The organism is Roseobacter sp. GAI101 (genome assembly GCF_000156335.1).
GTDB lineage: Bacteria > Pseudomonadota > Alphaproteobacteria > Rhodobacterales > Rhodobacteraceae > Sulfitobacter.
Map to the genome: position 1 here is coordinate 524,549 of NZ_DS999213.1, position 17,594 is coordinate 542,142.

The following is a 17,594-nucleotide window of genomic DNA, read 5'->3' on the forward strand; positions in this document are numbered from 1 at the left end:
CCGTCCGTGACAACGGTCCGGGCATCGAAGATCTCGATGCGTTGTTCGAGCCGTTTTATACAACCAAGCAGCCCGGCGATGGTGTCGGGTTGGGGCTTGCGATCTCGTCCGGTATTGTGACCGAACTGGGCGGCAGGCTGACCGCACGCAACGGCCAGAACGGCGGCGCGGTTTTTGAAATGCAGCTGCCCATTCTGGACAGCGCAGACAACACACAGGCGGCGGAGTAAACGATGGCGCAGGCAATGAAAATCGCAATTGTAGACGATGAACAGGACATGCGGCAGTCGATCAGCCAGTGGCTGGCACTGTCGGGATATGACACTGAAACCTTTCCAAGTGCGGAAGAGGCGTTGAAAAAGCTGGGGCCCGATTATCCGGGCATCGTGATTTCCGACATCAAGATGCCGGGAATGGACGGGATGCAGTTTCTCAAAAAACTGATGGGTAGCGACAGCGCCTTGCCGGTGATCATGATCACAGGTCACGGCGATGTGCCCATGGCCGTCGAGGCGATGCGCGTCGGGGCGTTTGATTTCCTTGAAAAACCCTTCAACCCCGACCGGATGAGCGAGCTTGCCAAGAAGGCGACGAACGCCCGCCGTTTGGTGATGGACAACCGCGCGCTGCGCCGTGAGCTTTCCGATGGCGGCCAGTTGATGAAAAAGCTGATCGGCGGATCGCCGGTGATGGAGCGGCTGCGCGAAGATATTCTTGATCTCGGTCAGGCCGATGGTCACGTTCTGATCGACGGCGAAACCGGCACTGGCAAGACGCTGGTGGCCCATGCGCTGCACGCGGTCGGGTCACGGGCGGGCAAGAAATTCGTTTTGGTCAGCTGCGCCGCGCTGGAAGAAGACGCGCTTGGCAAGCGGCTGTTCGGCCCGATGATGCCCGAAGACGCGCAACTGCCTGCAATCGAAGAAGCGCGCGGCGGAACGCTTGTGTTGGAAGGCATCGAGGCGTTGAGCGAAACCTTGCAGGCGCGCCTGCTGAGCGTGATCAACGAACAAGGCACCCCGGCCGAGACCCGGATCGTCGCGATATCCAACCTGCAAGAGGCAGGTCGCACGTCCGAAGACGCGCTGCGGTCGGATCTGTTTTACCGGTTGGCTGCCTTGCGCATCACGGTCCCGCCACTGCGCCAGCGCGGCGAGGATATTCTGACCCTGTTCACACGGCTGAGCGAGGAATTCGCCGATGAATATGGCTGCGAAGCCCCGCAGGTATCGGCACAGGAAGCCGCCCAACTGTTGCAGGCCCCATGGCCCGGCAACGTGCGTCAGCTGATCAACGTCGCCGAACGTGCCGTGCTGCAGTCGCGGCGCGGGTCGGGGTCGATCGCATCCTTGCTGATGTCCGATCACGAGGAAATGCAGCCGGTCATGACCACGGACGGCAAGCCGCTCAAGGAATATGTCGAAGCATTCGAACGGATGTTGATCGACAACACCATGCGGCGTCACAAAGGCTCAATCTCGAGCGTGATGGATGAATTGTGCCTGCCGCGCCGGACGCTTAATGAAAAGATGGCGAAATACGCGTTGCAGCGGTCGGACTACCTGTAACGTCTTGATATCTGCCAAGCCCGTTTTCTATCCGAAGACAGGGCTTGGCAGTAGAGTTCTCCTCAGCCGACGCGGGTTAGGATCAGTTCCTTTGCCGCACCGGTTTCATCGGTGTAGCAGGTCCAGGACGGGGCACCGGGCAGATCGACGATATACTGGTTGGTCTCGACGATGGGCAGGGTCGTGTTGATCGTGCCGCCCGATACGCCGGTGTGCTTTGTGACGGCGCGGATGCAGCTTCTTTGCGATGCGGCTTCGGCCCGCGCGACCGGGTCGTTCGCGATGCTCATGTCTTCGCATGCGGCAAGTGCCATGAATGGCAGACAAAGCGCGAGGCGCAGGGAAAAATGCATCGTAAATTCCTTATTTCCGTTCTGTGCCCCTTGTAAGGGCACCAGTTGATCGGGGGCATCTGACCCCCTCAAGACTGTTTCTCACACAGGGGCGTGATGTCAAGTATAGGCACAGCGGACCGACGTGCTTGGCCCTGATGGCTTCAACCTTTGGCGATGTTGCGCGATTGACCATTGTCATTTGTCCACATCTGCCTTTAATTGGGGGAAGGGCTTGCGCTGTCGCATGATCGCGCAGGTGCCCCTAGACAGTTTCGCTGCCTTCGGTAACCCGCATGTCGGTGTCCAGGCAGACCGATTGAGGCCCTTAAAAAAGGCCAATGAACCGCTGACGGATGGCGCGGGCCAAGGCCTTGATCATACGCAGTAATTAATGGATGTGGCAGGTTTGGCAACGGGCCTGCACCATCGGAGAAGAACCGCGATGACGCGTGCAGACGCCACGAGCAGACAGACAGGTGGCCTTTTGGGCCCATTCTTATCGAAGCCCGTCTTGGCCGCGTCACCTATCGCCCTGACAAGACATACCCTGTCACGCGCGGCCCCACCGGGGCGTGCGCGTGCGCAGCTGTGCAAAATGGATTTATGCCTAAGAAAATGCTTATCGATGCCACCCACGCTGAGGAAACTCGCGTCGTTGTGGTTGACGGAAACAAGGTCGAGGAATTTGACTTTGAATCAGAGAACAAACGCCAGCTAGCCGGCAACATCTACCTCGCGAAAGTCACGCGGGTGGAGCCTTCTTTGCAGGCGGCCTTTGTGGACTACGGCGGAAACCGGCACGGTTTCCTGGCGTTCTCGGAAATTCACCCTGATTATTACCAGATCCCCGTCGCCGATCGTATCGCGCTGATGGAGGAAGAGCGTGCCTATGCGGAAGCGCAGGCCGCCAAGGAAGACGAAGACGAAAAGCCCAAGCGCCGCACGCGGGCGCGCAGCCGTGGCAAGCCCAGGGCCGAAGATACGGTCAGCGATGACGCCACCGCCAGCAAGGACGCGGACAGCGACCAGATCAGCGGCATGGAAACGGTCGATCTGGACGACGAAGAAGGGTCCTCTCCGATGGAGCGGGTCGCCGAGACGCCTGTCGAGGAGCCCGATGAGGACGTAAGCGACAGCGATGCGGACGATAATGACGATGATGATGATCGTGCGCCACAGGGGCAGGATGCATCGTCAAAGGATGACAGCATTGAATCCGTTGCTGATGATGACGATCACGATGATCTGCGTCCGGCCCGCAAGCCACGGCCAAAGCGCTACAAGATTCAGGAAGTCGTCAAGGTCCGCCAGATTCTGTTGATTCAGGTCGTCAAGGAAGAACGCGGCAACAAGGGTGCCGCCCTGACAACCTATCTGTCCTTGGCCGGTCGTTATTGCGTGCTTATGCCCAACACCGCACGGGGCGGCGGCATCAGCCGCAAAATCACCAATGCCGCAGACCGCAAAAAGCTGAAAGAGATCGCAAACGAGATCAAGGTGCCCAAGGGTGCCGGCCTGATCGTGCGGACCGCCGGTGCGCAACGCACCAAGGCCGAGATCAAACGCGACTACGAATACCTGCAACGCCTGTGGGAACAGATCCGCGAACTGACGCTGAAATCCATCGCCCCCGCCAAGATCTACGAAGAGGGCGATTTGATCAAACGGTCGATCCGCGATCTTTACAACCGCGAGATCGACGAGGTGTTTGTCGAAGGCGAACGCGGCTACCGGATCGCCAAGGACTTCATGAAGATGATCATGCCGTCCCACGCGAAGAACGTGAAGCGTTACGAGGAAACCATGCCGCTCTTTGCGCGCTATCAGGTGGAATCGTATCTTTCGGGGATGTTCAATCCTACGGTTCAACTGCCGTCGGGCGGCTATATCGTGATCGGTGTGACCGAAGCGCTTGTGGCGATCGACGTGAACTCGGGTCGGGCCACCAAGGAAGGGTCGATCGAACAGACCGCGACCAAGACCAACCTGGAAGCCGCCGCCGAAGTTGCCCGCCAGTTGCGCCTGCGCGATCTGGCCGGTCTGATCGTGATCGATTTCATCGACATGGACGAACGCCGCAACAACGCCGCCGTCGAAAAGATGATGAAAGACAAGCTGAAAACCGACCGTGCGCGCATCCAGATCGGGCGCATCTCGGGCTTTGGCTTGATGGAAATGTCGCGCCAGCGCCTGCGCCCCGGCATGATCGAGGCGACGACCCAGCCGTGTCACGTCTGCCACGGCACCGGCTTGATCCGGTCGGACGATAACCTCGCCCTGTCGATCCTGCGCGAGATCGAGGAAGAAGGCACACGCAAGCGGTCGCGCGAGGTGTTGATCACCGCGCCCGTCGGCATCGCCAACTTCCTGATGAACCAAAAACGCGAACATATTGCTCATATCGAAGGCCGGTACGGCATGTCCGTGCGGGTCGAAGGCGATCCGACCCTTGTCAGCCCCGACTTCAAGATCGAAAAGTTCAAGACCGCCACACGTGTCGTGGTCCCCGTTGAACATGTCGTGTCCGTAAACGCATCCTTGATGGATGAGATCGACGAGCAGGAAGCCGAGGCCGAAGACGTCACCGTAGACGTGGAAGAAGCGAAAAGCACCGATACTGACGCGACGCAAGGCACGTCCGATACCGATGGCGAGACAGACGGCGAAGACAAGCCCAAGCGGCGTCGGCGGCGTCGGCGGCGCAGCCGGGGTGGCAAAGCCAACGGCGATGAAAACGGCAATGGTGACAATAGCGGCTCCGACGACGGTTCGTCTGACGACACGAAGACCGACGATGAAAAATCGTCTGATGCAGTGGAAGCGAAAGCTGATGCGCCTGCTGGCGAGGACGTAAAAGCGGCCGAGCCGGAAGAAAAGCCCAAGCGGACCCGCAGCCGGACCCGCAAGCCCAAGGTCGAGGCCGCCGAGGCAACCGCAACGGACGCAGATTCCAAAGCCGCTGATGAGACTGCAGAAGAACCGGCCCCTAAGCCCAAGCGGACCCGCAAGCGCAAGCCGAAGGTGGCGGCCGATGCCGCACCCGCCGAGACTGAAGCCGAGGCAAAGACGGAAGAGGCGTCCGCTCCGGAAGCTGAAACAGCTGCTGCCCCTGCTGAAACGGCTCCGGTTGAAGCGCCGGCGGTTCAGCCAGCTGTAGAGGAAGCCAAAGCCGAGCCGGTTTCAGAGCAAGCCCCTGAGCCTGTCGTTGAGACCGCGCCAGAGCCAGCAGCGGTGGAAGCGGTTGCTGAAGCTCCTCAGGCCGAGGCCGAACCGGAAGCCAAGGTCGAGGCTGCGCCAGAACCTCAAGAGGCACCCGAGCCAGTGGCGGTGGAAGAAAAGCCAGCCAAGCCAAAACGGCGCGGATGGTGGTCGTTGGGCGGTTGACCCGATAAGATATCAAGACAAAAGGCAGGCCCCGCGAGGCCTGCCTTTTTCGTTTATAGGCTCAGTTCGCTGGTAATAGCCGCGTTATTTCTTGCGGATTACATAGACCTGCACGGGGTTTTCCAGATCACTGCTGACCAGTTCATGCCCTGCTTCGGCACAGAAATGCGGCACGTCGATGATCGCGGCGGGATCATCGGCCTGCACGGTCAAAGTGTCGCCAGAACTCAGGCTTTGCAGCCGTTTGCGGGCTTTAAGGACGGGAAGCGGGCAGAGCAGCCCGGTCGCATCAAGAATATGTTCATTGTTCATGGCCCTGAGATAAGTCAGATGTTTCAACGCGTCCACAACCTTGTGACATCATGGCACGCGTCGGGGCGTGACGCGGCGTGCGAAGCGCAGTATGGGTGGTGCCATGTTCGGAATTGACCTTATCGATGCGGGGCTTTTGCCCGCCATTTTCATCGCACTGACGGCGGGGATCATCAGCTTTCTCAGCCCATGCGTCCTGCCCATCGTGCCGCCCTATCTGGCCTACATGAGCGGCGTCACCTTGAACGATATGTCCAGCGTCCAATCGGCGCGGCGCAAGGCGGTTGTCGCGGCGCTGTTCTTTGTCATGGGGCTAAGCACAGTTTTCCTGATCCTTGGGTTCACGGCCTCGGCCTTCGGGGCGTTTTTCCTGCAAAATCAAGTGGTTTTCGCCCGTCTTTCAGGTCTTGTCGTGATGATTTTCGGTCTGCATTTTCTGGGCGTCTTCCGCATCCCGTTTCTGGATCAAGAGGCCCGCCTTGACGCTGGCGACAAGGGCGGGTCGTCTTTCGGGGCCTATGTTCTGGGCCTTGCCTTCGCCTTTGGCTGGACCCCTTGCATCGGTCCGCAACTCGGCGCGATCCTGTCGCTCGCGGCCTCCGAGGCAAGCGTCGCACGCGGTACCATGCTGCTGGGTGTCTATGCCGCAGGGCTTGGCATCCCGTTCCTGCTGGCAGCGATGTTCATCACCCGCGCGACGTTGCTGATGAACCGGATCAAGCCCCACATGAAGCTGATCGAACGCATCATGGGCGGCTTGTTGATCCTGGTTGGTTTGGCACTGCTGACAGGCGCATTTTCAACGTTTTCATTCTGGTTGCTCGAAAATTTCCCTGCGCTCGGATCCTTGGGCTAGAGGTCTTACTCTCGCCAAAAATTCTGTCTAAGCTGCTGTCAAATGCAGGTGGATGATGGCCGAGAACTCTGAGCAGACAGTCAAAACGCGCCGGGTGTTCTACATTCCGGGCTATGACCCCATCCACCCGCGCCGCTACCGCGAGCTTTACCGTAAGGAAGGCACCGCGCAGGCGCGCATCTCAGGCTATGATATCGCGCTGAGCCCGAAAAAGACCAAGGGGAATTACGGGTGGAACGTGGCGGCACATATCGACGGTCGCGATGTGGCGGCGCAGGTCGAGGTGCTGGTCTGGTCCGATATCGTGCGCATCTCGATGAGCAATTCGATTTTCGCGACTTACGGGCAGCTCGTGCAAACGGCGTGGGTCTATATCGGCTCGGGCGCGCTGTGGCGGTTGATGCAACTGCGCAAGGGGCCGGTGATTGCGGCGCTTTATCCTGTGGGCATGTTGCTGGTGCAGCTTGGCCTTGCGGTCCTTGCGGGCTGGCTGCTGTTTCTGGGGATGACCTATGTTGTCGGAGCTGCGTGGTTCACCGGTGTAGCGGCCGCGATCGGGGCGTTCTTGGGCTGGGAAGTGCTTAGGTGGTTCAAGAAGAAGGACGGCAAGTTTTTCGCCTATTACCTTATGCATGATTACGCTTTCGGGGCATCAACGCGGGGGGCGAATCCTCACGCGCTTGAAAGCCGTATGACCGCGTTTGGCGAGGCGATAGCCGAGGCGCTGAAATCCAATGTGGATGAGGTGCTGGTGGTTGGACATTCCTCCGGTGCGCATCTGGGGGTGTCGATCCTCGCGGATCTTGTGCGCGCCGGTCAGGTGCCTGCCGATGGTCCCGCGCTCGGATTTCTGACTTTGGGGCAGGTGGTGCCCATGGTGTCCTTCCTGCGTGACGCGCACCGCTTGCGTGCAGACCTGCGCTATCTGTCGGAGCGCGACGAGGTGACGTGGATCGACGTCACCGCCCCCGGCGATGGCTGCGCATTTGCGCTGTGCGATCCTGTGGCGGTGTCCGGCGTCGCGCCAGAGGGTAAAAAATGGCCTCTGGTGTTTTCCGCCGCCTTCACCCAATCGCTGAGCAAAGAGCGTTGGAAGGAATTGCGTTGGCGGTTTTTCCGGCTCCATTTTCAATATCTTTGCGCCTTTGATGCGCCCAAGGATTACGACTATTTCCAGATCACGGCTGGCCCTCAAAGGTTGGCCCAACGCTATGCCGGACGCCCCGCGTCCAGGTCGCGGATCGTGAAACCGGTGAATAAATTCACCTCGATCGCGCCATGACTATGCCCCCCAAGCCGGATAGCCGCCCGGATAAGGTATCGCTGTGGCGCTATTCCAAATTGTTTCGCCAAGACATTCTGTCCGCACAGCCGGCACGTCTGTATCGCGCTTGGATGGCTGAATTCAAAACGCCGTTCTTCCGCAGTTATCTCATGAACCAGTCCGATCTGGTAAAGACGGTGTTGAAAACACGGCCCGATGATTTTCCTAAGTCGGATCGCATTGGCGAAGGGCTGCGCCCGCTCTTGGGGAATTCCGTGTTTCTAACCAATGGCCAGACATGGAAACGCCAGCGCCGCATCATCGACCCCGCGTTCGAAGGCGGCCGTCTGCGCGAAACTTTTCCCGCCATGTGGGACGCCGCCGAAGCGGCTGCCGTGCGGTTCGGGGACCTGGACGGGCAGGTGGTCGAGATCGAGGCTGAAACCAGCCATGCCGCTGCCGATGTGATCTTTCGCACGCTGTTTTCGATCCCGATCGACCACCATCTGGCGCGGGATGTTTTTGACGAATTCAAGACCTACCAGCGCAGTCAGCCGATCCTCAACATCGCTGCCTTCATTCCGTTGCCGCGTTGGTTGCCGCGCTGTTTCGCCGCGACACCCGGTCAAGCGCTGCCAAAATTCGCCGGCTGATCACCACGTTGACCGAAAGCCGCATGGCTCAGATCACGGCCGGTACTGCTCCTCCCGATCTGGCGACCAAGATCATGACCACGGTCGACCCTGTGGACGGCGATACGTTTACGACCCAAGAGATGGTCGATCAGGTCGCGATCTTTTTTCTGGCAGGTCATGAAACCAGTGCCTCGGCGCTTGGCTGGGCGCTGTATCTGATGGCAACGCATCCTGACTGGCAGGCCCGTCTGGCGCAGGAAGCGCAACAGATCGACGCCTGTGATTTCACGGTGATGTCTAAGCTGCGCCTGAGCAGGGATGTTTTTCGCGAGGCGCTGCGGCTGTACCCTCCGGTCCCGATGATGGTCCGAGAGACCACATGCCCCGAGCAGTTTCGGGAGCGTGACATCAAGGTCGGATCGCAACTGGTGATCAGCCCGTGGCACCTGCACCGCCATGAACGGCTTTGGGACAATCCCGACGGGTTCGACCCCGACCGCTGGCATACCGAGAACGGGCAGAAATGCGGCCGCGAGGCCTATCTGCCTTTCAGCGCTGGGGCGCGGGTTTGCCCGGGGGCGGGGTTTGCGATGGTCGAAGGGCCGCTGATCCTGTCGCGTCTCTTGCGGGATTTCCGGGTTGAACCCGTTGATGCCCGCGTGCCCGTTCCGGTTGCACATCTGACTGTTCGGTCAAAAGATGGCATCTGGCTGCGCATTGTCAGGCGCTAACGATATATCATCGGGCGCGCAGATGCTTTAGACCGGGCGAAACGGAATCAATAAGGGCCTGAAACACCATGAGCACGACAGACGCACAACGCACACAGATGAAAGACGGCCAGGGATTTGTGGCGGCATTGGACCAGTCGGGTGGATCGACCCCGAAGGCGCTGAGCCTGTACGGCGTTGAGCCGTCGGATTATTCGGGCGACGCCGAAATGTTTCAGGCGATGCATGACATGCGGGCGCGGATCATTCTGGCGGATGATTTTACCAGCGACAAGGTCCTTGGCGCGATCCTGTTTGAACGCACGATGGACGAGACGATCAATGGCAAGCCTGTGGCAACATTGCTGTGGGAAGACCGTGGCGTCGTGCCTTTTCTCAAGATTGACAAGGGCTTGGAGGACGAAGTTAATGGCGTCCAGATGCTCAAGCCGATGCCTGAACTGGACAGCCTTTTGGCACGCGCCAAGACTGCGGGCATCTTCGGGACCAAGGAACGGTCGGTCATCCACTCTGCCGATGCGACGGGCATCACGGCTGTCGTTGCGCAGCAGTTTGAAGTGGCAAAGACAGTTTGCGCCGCGGGTCTGGTGCCGATCATCGAACCTGAGGTGAACATTCATTCGGACAGCAAGGCCGACTGCGAGGTAATTTTGAAGGCCGAGCTGGAAAAGCAACTCGCCGCATTCCCGGCAGACGACATGGTCATGCTGAAACTGACAATTCCGGAAAACGCGGGCCATTATGACAGCCTGGCCGATCTGCCCAATGTGCTGCGGGTTGTTGCACTGTCGGGTGGATATTCGACGGATGACGCTTGCGACCGTCTGGGCCAGAACAAGAAGATGATCGCCAGCTTCTCACGAGCATTGACGGAAGGGTTGAACGTCAAGATGAGCGACGCAGAATTCGACGCAGCGCTTGGTGCGAATATCGATAAAATTTACAAGGCATCGGTCGCGTAAAGCATCCGGAATTTTCAAAAATTCCATACCGGTTTTTTTGCGGAAAAATCGGCCATAAAATCACACGTATGGGCTCTTGATTGCAAAAGATGATCAATTGCCCTGCGTTCTATACGGCATGATAGCCGCGCCGCTTCAACTCAGCCTCGAAGGGGACGCGCCCGACGTTATCATTCGATATCACAAATTTTGCGTCGGATAGCGCCACCTTCGCGTGCGGCTTTGGCTATAAAATGTTGGGTAACCCGGACATGGGGGGACAGTGGGCAGGTATCATCATCGGACTAGACTAATCGTCTTGTGGCAAACGATCCTTTAACGTCCGCAGCACATACACGCGGATGGCCGAGGCCAATCCCGCCTCGATCCCGCGGTCCGCATCAATTTGTGCGACAAGCGCGTTTATCGGCATGTCCAAATCGCGGGCCAAGCCGCGGAGTTCCTGCCAGAACTCATCTTCCAGTGAAATGGATGTCCGGTGACCCTTGAGGGTCACCGAGTGTTTGATGGGCCGTGCGCTCATGTATCGCGCTTATGGGCTTCCAGATTTCGCGAGATCTGCTCAAGACGCGCTTTAATCACATCTTTTTGCGGTTTGCTTTGGCCAAACTTCACTGCGTTTTCGTCAGCGCGGGCTTTACGAGAAGCGCGGTTGCGCTCTTTCTTGACCTTGTTGAGGTTGATGGGGGCGCTCATTCTTTTGGTCCGATCATTTGTTCCGGCCGCACAACGCGGTCGAATGTTTCGGCATCGACAAAGCCCAAGGCGATTGCTTCTTCCTTGAGGGTCGTGCCGTTCTTGTGGGCCGTCTTGGCGACTTTGGTCGCGTTGTCATAGCCGATTGTGGGTGCCAACGCGGTAACCAGCATCAGGCTTTCTTTCATCAGCTTGTCGATACGGTCGACATTGGCTTGTGTGCCGACGACCATATTGTCGGTAAAGGCCGATGCGCTGTCACCCAAAAGTTGCATGGATTGCAAAACGTTATAGCTCATCATCGGGTTATAGACGTTCAATTCGAAGTGGCCTTGCGATCCGGCAAAGCCGACGGCGGCGTCATTGCCCATGACGTGGGCACAAACCATGGTCAGCGCTTCGGCCTGCGTCGGGTTCACCTTGCCCGGCATGATCGACGAACCCGGCTCGTTTTCGGGCAGGATCAATTCGCCCAGACCCGACCGCGGGCCAGATCCCAGCAAACGCATGTCGTTGGCGATCTTGAACAGCGATCCTGCAACGGTTTTCAACGCACCCGAGAACATGACCATCGCGTCATGGGCGGCCAGCGATTCAAACTTGTTGGGCGCTGTGACAAAGGGCAGACCAGTGATTTCGGCCATATGTGCGGCAACGGCTTCAGCCCAGCCTTTTTTGGTGTTCAACCCCGTGCCAACTGCCGTGCCGCCTTGGGCCAGCTCATAAATGTCGGGCAGGCAGGCGTTGACACGCTCGATACCCTTTTTGACCTGATGCGCGTAGCCCGAGAATTCCTGGCCCAGCGTCAGCGGCGTCGCATCCTGTGTATGGGTGCGGCCGATCTTGATGATATCCTTGAATTCGACGGATTTCGCGGCCAGCGCATCATGCAGCTTTTGCAAACCGGGCAGCAGTACGTCACGGGCCTGCATGCCGATGGCAACATGCATGGCGGTGGGGAAGGTGTCGTTGGACGATTGACCCATGTTGCAGTGATCATTGGGGTGTACGGGTTTCTTCGATCCCATCTCGCCGCCCAGCATCTCGATCGCACGGTTCGAGATAACTTCGTTCGCGTTCATGTTCGACTGGGTGCCGGAGCCGGTCTGCCAAACAACCAAAGGAAAGTTATCGTCGAATTTGCCGTCGATCACTTCGGACGCGGCGGCGACAATCGCATCGCCCACCTCAGCGCTCAGATCACCTTGCTTGAGGTTCTCCATCGCGCAGGCTTTTTTCACGACACCCAGGGCGCGGATGATCGGAACGGGCTGTTTTTCCCAACCGATCGGGAAGTTGATGATGGACCGCTGGGTTTGCGCGCCCCAATACTTGTCGGAAGGAACTTCCAACGGGCCAAAGCTATCGGTTTCGGTGCGGGTATCGGCCATGTGTCGGCTCCTGATCGTGGCAATGCATTCCGTCAGGGTTTAGCGCGCAGTATGGCTGTGCGCAATCAGCGGATGGCGCTAACGCCCTCCAAGCCGCGTTTAAGCCGATCGTTATTTGCGAAAACTGTCCAAAGATACGATTTCGGCGGCTTTGGGTGCTTCTTCGGCCACTTCCAGTTCGCTTTCTTCTTTCTGCTCAAGGGCCCGGTCACCTGATCCGGAATCCTGTTGCTCGAACTTCAGGCCAAATTCGACCGAAGGATCCACAAAGGTGCGGATCGCGTCATAAGGGATATACAGCGGTTCTGGTGCGTCGCCGAAATTCAACGTGACCGAAAAACCCTCTTCGGTGACTTCAAGCTTGTCGTACCAATGCTGCATGACGACTGTCATCTCGCCGGGATAGCGGTCGGACAGCCAATCTGCCAGTTCGGCATCGGGGTGTTCGGTGTCAAACGTGATGAAAAAATGGTGGTTTCCCGGCAAGCCATTGGCGGCCACGTCCAGCAGAACCTGCCGGATCAATCCGCGCATGGCGTCGTGCATCAGGTTGCCATACTCAATGCTTCGGCTCATATCGGTCTCATGCCTCCATCTGACGTTTCCACCATACGGCATTTCACAACAGTGAAAAGGGGGTCGGTCGATTTATAGCAACACGGCCCCAAAAAGCGCGGCAATCGCGCAGATGCACATCGTTGACACAAATCCCCAGCCGCGCAGCACCATCAAAACTGCGGCAAGCAGGGTCAGCGCGAAACCGGCACCGTTGAAGCTGGACCAGTCGGGCAGGGGCATCGCAAGAATCGCGGCAGGTGTGACCCGTTCAAACAAGACATGCAGCGCAAACCAGACCGACAGATTGCCGATGACACCGACGACAGCGGCAGTGATCGCGCGCAATCCCGCGGCAAGCCTTGGCTGGCTTGATATCTTTTCCAGATACGGCCCCGCAAGGAATATCCAAAGAAAACAGGGGGTAAATGTCACCCAAAGCGCCAGAACCCCCGCAGCGATGGCCCCTGTCACGCCGCTTTGGGTAAATCCGGCCAGCAGGGCCACGAATTCCGTTACCAGGATCAGCGGACCGGGCGTGGTTTCCGCCAGCCCAAGCGCGTCGATCATCTGCTGGGTCGTGATCCAGCCGTAATCCTGCACGACGCTTTGCGTCATATAGGCCAGCACGGCATAGGCTCCGCCAAAGGTGACGACCGCCAGTTTGGAAAAGAACAGCCCCAGTTGCAGCAGAAATTCCCGCCCCATCAGCCAAAGTACCACCAGCGGCGTGGCCCACAGACCACCCCACAGCGCAAGGGTTCTGACCGATTGGGCCTGCGGCGGGTGGACCACGTCGGCGGCAGACATATCGCCCGTTTGCCGCAACGCCCCCCAGATGCCCGCCGCAAGTATGATCACCGGAAAGGGCAACCCAAAGATGAAAAGCGCCACAAAGGACAGCCCCGCCAAAAAGCCAGCCTCGGCCCCGTGCAGTGCCTTGGCCGCTACGTTGCGCAACGCCTGAAAGACCACGATGATCACGGTCGCCTTGATGCCCAGGAAACCCGCCTGCACCAGCGGAACCTGACCGAAACTGGCATAGCCCAACGCCAGAACGGCGATTAGCGCCGCGCCGGGGACGACGAACAACAACCCCGCTAACAACCCGCCGAACGTGCCGCGCAACCGCCAACCGGCATATGTCGCCAATTGCATGGCTTCGGGCCCCGGCAAGAGCATGCACAACGACAAGGCGCGCAAAAACGCCGCTTCGCTCAGCCAGCCGTGACGGTCGACCAGCTCGCGGTGCATCAATGCGATCTGTGCGGCTGGTCCGCCAAAGGACAGTATCCCGATGCGGCCAAAGATACGCGCCATCTCATGCCAGCCTGGCACGCTCACGCGGCGAAGTCCGAAGGGCAATCTCGGCTCACTGGAATTTGGTCATCATTGATCAGCACCCTTTGGGGCATCGCTCCCGGACCCCATGAGATCTGAATGACATGGCAACAGATCCACCGTCAAGTTGCGCGATACCTGGCTTCCAAATGGTCTAAAATCCTCGCCGAAGGCATTCTTCCGGACCGACGTCAGCGGCAGGAAATGCGGTTTGATCATAAAGGATAAAATGGGAGGGAAAGTGCAGGTTTCTGTTGCCAGGTACCTGCGAACCCCGCCTTAGGTCGCTAAACGTAAGGACTTAAGTTTCAATAGTTCCGGTCGCTTACGCGGCCATCGCCATTGGAGCACGATTGTCATTTGCAATTGTACATTTTACGCCGATAACGGTGGCAGTCAGCCGAGATAAAGCTACATCTTTAGACGTTCGTCGATCCTATTTCGACCCCATGATCCGCAAATGACGGATTATTGGTGGAGTCGCCGGGTACCGCCCCCGGGTCCGAACCGCTTATTACATGCGCGTTTATATCCATAGTCCCTAAGGACAGACGTAACATAGGAACCCCGGCGCGGTTTGCAAGGCTCTTTAAGCCGAAAGTCGACATGTCGTGCTATTCATCGTGGATCGGCGTTCAAAGCGGGGTCGGGCTTCCGCTGCGCCTTGCAAAGACACGCCGGGCAAGGGTTTGGGTTTCCGCCTCGAGGGCTGTCAGCCCCGCGCTTGCGGCCTGGCCATCCTGCGCCTCGATCGCGTCGGCAATCGTGCGGTGCAGGGTAATGATCGCGTCACGCGATCTGGCGGTGAAGGTGATCATGTTCATCAACGGCTGCATCGCCTCGACCGCGCCCGCCAGTTGGTATGACAGGACCGGGTTGCATGCGCCATCAACCAGCGCCCTGTGAAAGGCGACATCCGAGGCGCAAAACGCCTCGTCCGTCAGCCCTGCGTCGGCCTGGCGCTCAATTTCGTCGCGCATCACGGTGAGATGGTGAAGGTGTCTGCGATCAGCCGACAGCGGCGCACAGGCACGTTCCAGGGCATAACGGGCCTCGCAGGCGGTCTCGAAGCTTACGTCGTTCATCGACAAGAGCAGGGTGGAGGTCGTGATCTGCTGGGCCTGCGCCGCCTCAAAGCTGATGCGGTTCACGAAGGCACCGCCTGTCGCCCCGCGTTGCGTACGGATCAGCGATTGCGCGGCCAGACGTTTCAGCGCTTCGCGCACCGTGGCGCGGGATACGTCGAACCTGAGCGATAGTTCCGCCTCGGACGGCAGGCGTTCGTCGACGATCAACGCTCCGATGATGATGGCATCGCGGATGCTCGCGGCGATCTGCGCGGACAAATCCGCGCGCTGGTCAAGGGGCGGGCCAAGGCGGTCGATGTTCATATGTCTTACATTTCTGGTTTGAAAAACCCTAATTGTCTGACATTACTTTTTCAAGCACTGAGTCGCACAGGTCAGGGAGGATCGCGTCACATGGCACCCGTTATCCGTTCGGCCCTATGGCTTGGCTTTTTCGGCCTGATCCTTGCGGCATGGTCGATAATGTATGCCATGAGCACAGGGATGGGGCTGGACCTGCTGGGCCGTCCCGACGCCACGGGGCAAATGATGCGCAACATGGATCCGGGTATGGACATGGAGATGCCGATGGCCCGTTTCGGCCCCTTGGCGGTGATGTGGGGGGGCATGATGGCGGCAATGATGCTGCCTACGATGATCCCGACCCTGCGCAGCTACGAAGATCTGATGGTCAGTGCCAATGGCACGCGGGCAGGGTGGTTCGGGGTGCTGTCGGGATACTTCATCATGTGGCTCGGCTTTGCCATGGTGATTGCGCTGGTGCAGCTGGCATTGCTTTACGGCGGCGTGATCGACATGCTGGGCATCGCCAAATCGCGTTGGATGGCTGCCGCGCTCTTGCTGGCGGTGGGGCTGTTCCAGTTCACCCGCGCCAAAGAAATCTGCCATGGGGTGTGCCATTCGCCGATGATGTATTTCATGGGCCACTGGAAACCCGGCTTTGCCGGCGGGGTGCGCATGGGTCTGGGGCTGGGGTCATTTTGCGTGGCGTGTTGCTGGGGCTTCATGGTGCTTGGCTTTGCGGGCGGCGTGATGAACCTGGCGTGGATGGGTCTGGCGACCTTGTTCATGGTGCTCGAAAAACTGCCGCAGATCGGGCATAAGGTGACAAGACCAATGGGTGTCTTGCTGATCCTCGGCGCATGCGCCGTGGCAGCTTGGCCCTTGTACTCAGGAGGATAGGATGGCCACGAACAAACGACCCGATGCAGATCGCTTGCCGATCAGTCAGCGCATTGACCAACGGATGCCCAACCCCAAACGCCGCGAGGCGACGCCGACAAACTGGCAGATCAAGGGCGAACTTTTCCTGAATTGCTCTTGCGAGATGTTCTGCCCCTGCGTGGTCAGCCTTGGGGCGCATCCGCCCACCGAAGGGCATTGCCACGCGTGGATGGCCATCGCCATCGACGAAGGGCACTACGAAGGCGAAGACCTGTCAGGCCTGAACGTCGGCCTGCTGGTCGATATTCCAGGCCGCATGGGGGAAGGCAACTGGAAGGTTGCCGCTTACGTCGATGAGAACGCCAGCGGCAAGGCCTATCACGGGCTGCTGCAGATTTTTTCGGGCGCGGCTGGCGGGACCACGGGCCTTTTCACCATGCTGGTGTCCGAGATCATCGGGGCCGAACGCGCGCCTGTAAAGATCATCCGCGATGGCTCCAAACGGTCAATCCAGATCGGTCGCAAGATCGCGGGCGAGATCGAGATGATCGCGGGCAAGTCGCCGGATCATCCTGTGATGATCTCGAATTCGAAATACTGGATGGGGCCGGACATCATTGCGGCCAAAGGCCTTAAGTCAAAAGTGCGCGATTACGGCCGCGTCTGGGATTTCGGCGGCAAGTCGGCCGAGATTTGCCCGATCAACTGGCAGGGACCCAACCCGTGATAAATGTCGGTTATGTTCGCACGATGGCGCGCTACAACAGCTGGCAGAATGACCAGTTGATGCCGGTCTTGCTGGACATGCCGACGGCCGAGTTGACCATGGATCGCGGCGCGTTCTTCGGGTCGATCCTAGGTACGGCGAACTACCTGCTGTGCGGCGATATGCTGTGGCTGTCGCGGTTCGATCCGTCTGTGCAGCCGCCTTTCGAGGCATTCGACAAATGGCCGAAATTCCACAAGGACGCCCGTGCCTGGGCGGCGGACCGGCACCGGATCGATGGCAAGATCAGGCATTGGGCGGAAGCGCTGCGCGAACTTGACCTTTTGGGCGACCTGCAATGCGTCCCGGCGAGCGGCGGAAAAGCCTGTACCGTGCCGCGCGGGATCGCGGTGATCCAGTTGTTCAATCACCAGACCCATCATCGGGGCCAGATCCACGCGATGGTGACTGCGGCGGGTCAGGAGGCCCCGGTGAGCGATATCGTCTACATGCCGGAAACGACATGAATCCGATTTGGGAACAGTCCGCACTCGGTCGGGCTGCACGAGATTGAGAGTTTGGGGACCGAGGGGCCAGCCCCTCGGG

General features: G+C 59.0%; 17 protein-coding genes, 1 other RNA gene and 1 pseudogene. 10 read left to right on the forward strand and 9 right to left on the reverse strand.

The window, feature by feature from the left end; translation table 11 throughout:
- Together RGAI101_RS22300 and RGAI101_RS02425 are read left to right on the forward strand one after the other, a co-directional pair.
- Positions 1-230 (forward strand): ATP-binding protein (locus RGAI101_RS22300; RefSeq protein ID WP_037227156.1); only part of this gene is annotated, 230 nt, incomplete at its 5' end.
- Between the two features lie 3 nt (positions 231-233).
- Positions 234-1,568, forward strand: coding sequence for a sigma-54-dependent transcriptional regulator (locus RGAI101_RS02425; RefSeq protein ID WP_008228923.1), 1,335 nt, complete (start codon positions 234-236; stop codon positions 1,566-1,568).
- A gap of 62 nt (positions 1,569-1,630) precedes the next feature.
- On the opposite strand, the gene RGAI101_RS02430 is transcribed toward RGAI101_RS02425, so the two are convergent.
- The gene (locus RGAI101_RS02430; RefSeq protein WP_008228352.1) at positions 1,631-1,921 is read right to left on the reverse strand and encodes a hypothetical protein; all 291 of its coding nucleotides are present in this window, start codon (positions 1,919-1,921) and stop codon (positions 1,631-1,633) included.
- Between the two features lie 585 nt (positions 1,922-2,506).
- On the opposite strand from RGAI101_RS02430, the gene RGAI101_RS02435 reads away from it, so the two are divergent.
- Positions 2,507-5,287, forward strand: a complete 2,781-nt coding sequence (locus RGAI101_RS02435; protein WP_157044610.1) for an Rne/Rng family ribonuclease — start codon at positions 2,507-2,509, stop codon at positions 5,285-5,287.
- An 84-nt stretch (positions 5,288-5,371) separates the two neighbouring features.
- Here the strand turns inward: RGAI101_RS02435 and RGAI101_RS02440 are convergent, their stop codons facing one another.
- Positions 5,372-5,599 (reverse strand): sulfurtransferase TusA family protein, encoded by a 228-nt coding sequence (locus tag RGAI101_RS02440; protein ID WP_008225242.1) that lies wholly within the window; start codon positions 5,597-5,599, stop codon positions 5,372-5,374.
- A gap of 103 nt (positions 5,600-5,702) precedes the next feature.
- Here RGAI101_RS02440 and RGAI101_RS02445 point away from each other — a divergent pair, with 103 nt between their 5' ends.
- The 4 genes and pseudogenes from RGAI101_RS02445 (at position 5,703) to RGAI101_RS02460 (ending at position 10,047) form a co-directional block, all read left to right on the forward strand.
- On the forward strand, positions 5,703-6,455 hold the full coding sequence (locus tag RGAI101_RS02445; protein ID WP_037228897.1) for a cytochrome c biogenesis CcdA family protein: 753 nt from the start codon (positions 5,703-5,705) through the stop codon (positions 6,453-6,455).
- A 55-nt stretch (positions 6,456-6,510) separates the two neighbouring features.
- Positions 6,511-7,737 (forward strand): hypothetical protein, encoded by a 1,227-nt coding sequence (locus tag RGAI101_RS02450; RefSeq protein WP_037228899.1) that lies wholly within the window; start codon positions 6,511-6,513, stop codon positions 7,735-7,737.
- Positions 7,734-9,085 (forward strand): annotated as a pseudogene (locus RGAI101_RS02455) (cytochrome P450). The gene RGAI101_RS02450 and the pseudogene RGAI101_RS02455 overlap by 4 nt, the downstream one beginning before the upstream one ends.
- A gap of 68 nt (positions 9,086-9,153) precedes the next feature.
- Positions 9,154-10,047, forward strand: a complete 894-nt coding sequence (locus RGAI101_RS02460; protein WP_008227592.1) for a fructose bisphosphate aldolase — start codon at positions 9,154-9,156, stop codon at positions 10,045-10,047.
- A gap of 289 nt (positions 10,048-10,336) precedes the next feature.
- On the opposite strand, the gene RGAI101_RS02465 is transcribed toward RGAI101_RS02460, so the two are convergent.
- The 7 genes from RGAI101_RS02465 to RGAI101_RS02490 form a co-directional block, all read right to left on the reverse strand.
- Positions 10,337-10,570, reverse strand: coding sequence for a ribbon-helix-helix domain-containing protein (locus tag RGAI101_RS02465; RefSeq protein ID WP_037227158.1), 234 nt, complete (start codon positions 10,568-10,570; stop codon positions 10,337-10,339).
- Positions 10,567-10,743 carry a DUF4169 family protein gene (locus RGAI101_RS02470; protein WP_008226655.1) on the reverse strand — a complete coding sequence of 59 codons (177 nt, stop codon included), beginning with the start codon at positions 10,741-10,743 and terminating at the stop codon, positions 10,567-10,569. Before RGAI101_RS02470 ends, RGAI101_RS02465 begins: the two co-directional genes overlap by 4 nt.
- Positions 10,740-12,134: a class II fumarate hydratase gene (fumC, locus tag RGAI101_RS02475; protein WP_008226389.1), complete on the reverse strand. Its 1,395-nt coding sequence runs from the start codon at positions 12,132-12,134 to the stop codon at positions 10,740-10,742. The genes RGAI101_RS02470 and fumC overlap by 4 nt, the downstream gene beginning before the upstream one ends.
- Positions 12,135-12,245: 111 nt before the next feature.
- Positions 12,246-12,710 (reverse strand): SspB family protein, encoded by a 465-nt coding sequence (locus tag RGAI101_RS02480; RefSeq protein ID WP_037227161.1) that lies wholly within the window; start codon positions 12,708-12,710, stop codon positions 12,246-12,248.
- Between the two features lie 72 nt (positions 12,711-12,782).
- Complete coding sequence (chrA, locus tag RGAI101_RS02485; RefSeq protein WP_083792068.1) at positions 12,783-14,033, reverse strand: chromate efflux transporter; 1,251 nt, start codon at positions 14,031-14,033, stop codon at positions 12,783-12,785.
- Between the two features lie 237 nt (positions 14,034-14,270).
- Positions 14,271-14,617, reverse strand: a transfer-messenger RNA (tmRNA) gene (gene ssrA, locus RGAI101_RS21470).
- A 48-nt stretch (positions 14,618-14,665) separates the two neighbouring features.
- On the reverse strand, positions 14,666-15,421 hold the full coding sequence (locus tag RGAI101_RS02490) for a FadR/GntR family transcriptional regulator (RefSeq protein ID WP_008228418.1): 756 nt from the start codon (positions 15,419-15,421) through the stop codon (positions 14,666-14,668).
- A 90-nt stretch (positions 15,422-15,511) separates the two neighbouring features.
- Here RGAI101_RS02490 and RGAI101_RS02495 point away from each other — a divergent pair, with 90 nt between their 5' ends.
- The 3 genes from RGAI101_RS02495 to RGAI101_RS02505 are packed head-to-tail and all read left to right on the forward strand — an operon-like array spanning position 15,512 to position 17,515.
- On the forward strand, positions 15,512-16,300 hold the full coding sequence (locus RGAI101_RS02495; RefSeq protein WP_008225998.1) for a DUF2182 domain-containing protein: 789 nt from the start codon (positions 15,512-15,514) through the stop codon (positions 16,298-16,300).
- Between the two features lies 1 nt (position 16,301).
- A complete protein-coding gene (locus RGAI101_RS02500; RefSeq protein WP_008226231.1) occupies positions 16,302-17,009 on the forward strand; it encodes a DUF1326 domain-containing protein in 708 nt (235 codons plus the stop codon).
- Positions 17,006-17,515, forward strand: coding sequence for a DinB family protein (locus RGAI101_RS02505; RefSeq protein ID WP_157044611.1), 510 nt, complete (start codon positions 17,006-17,008; stop codon positions 17,513-17,515). Before RGAI101_RS02500 ends, RGAI101_RS02505 begins: the two co-directional genes overlap by 4 nt.
- Positions 17,516-17,594: the final 79 nt, after the last annotated feature.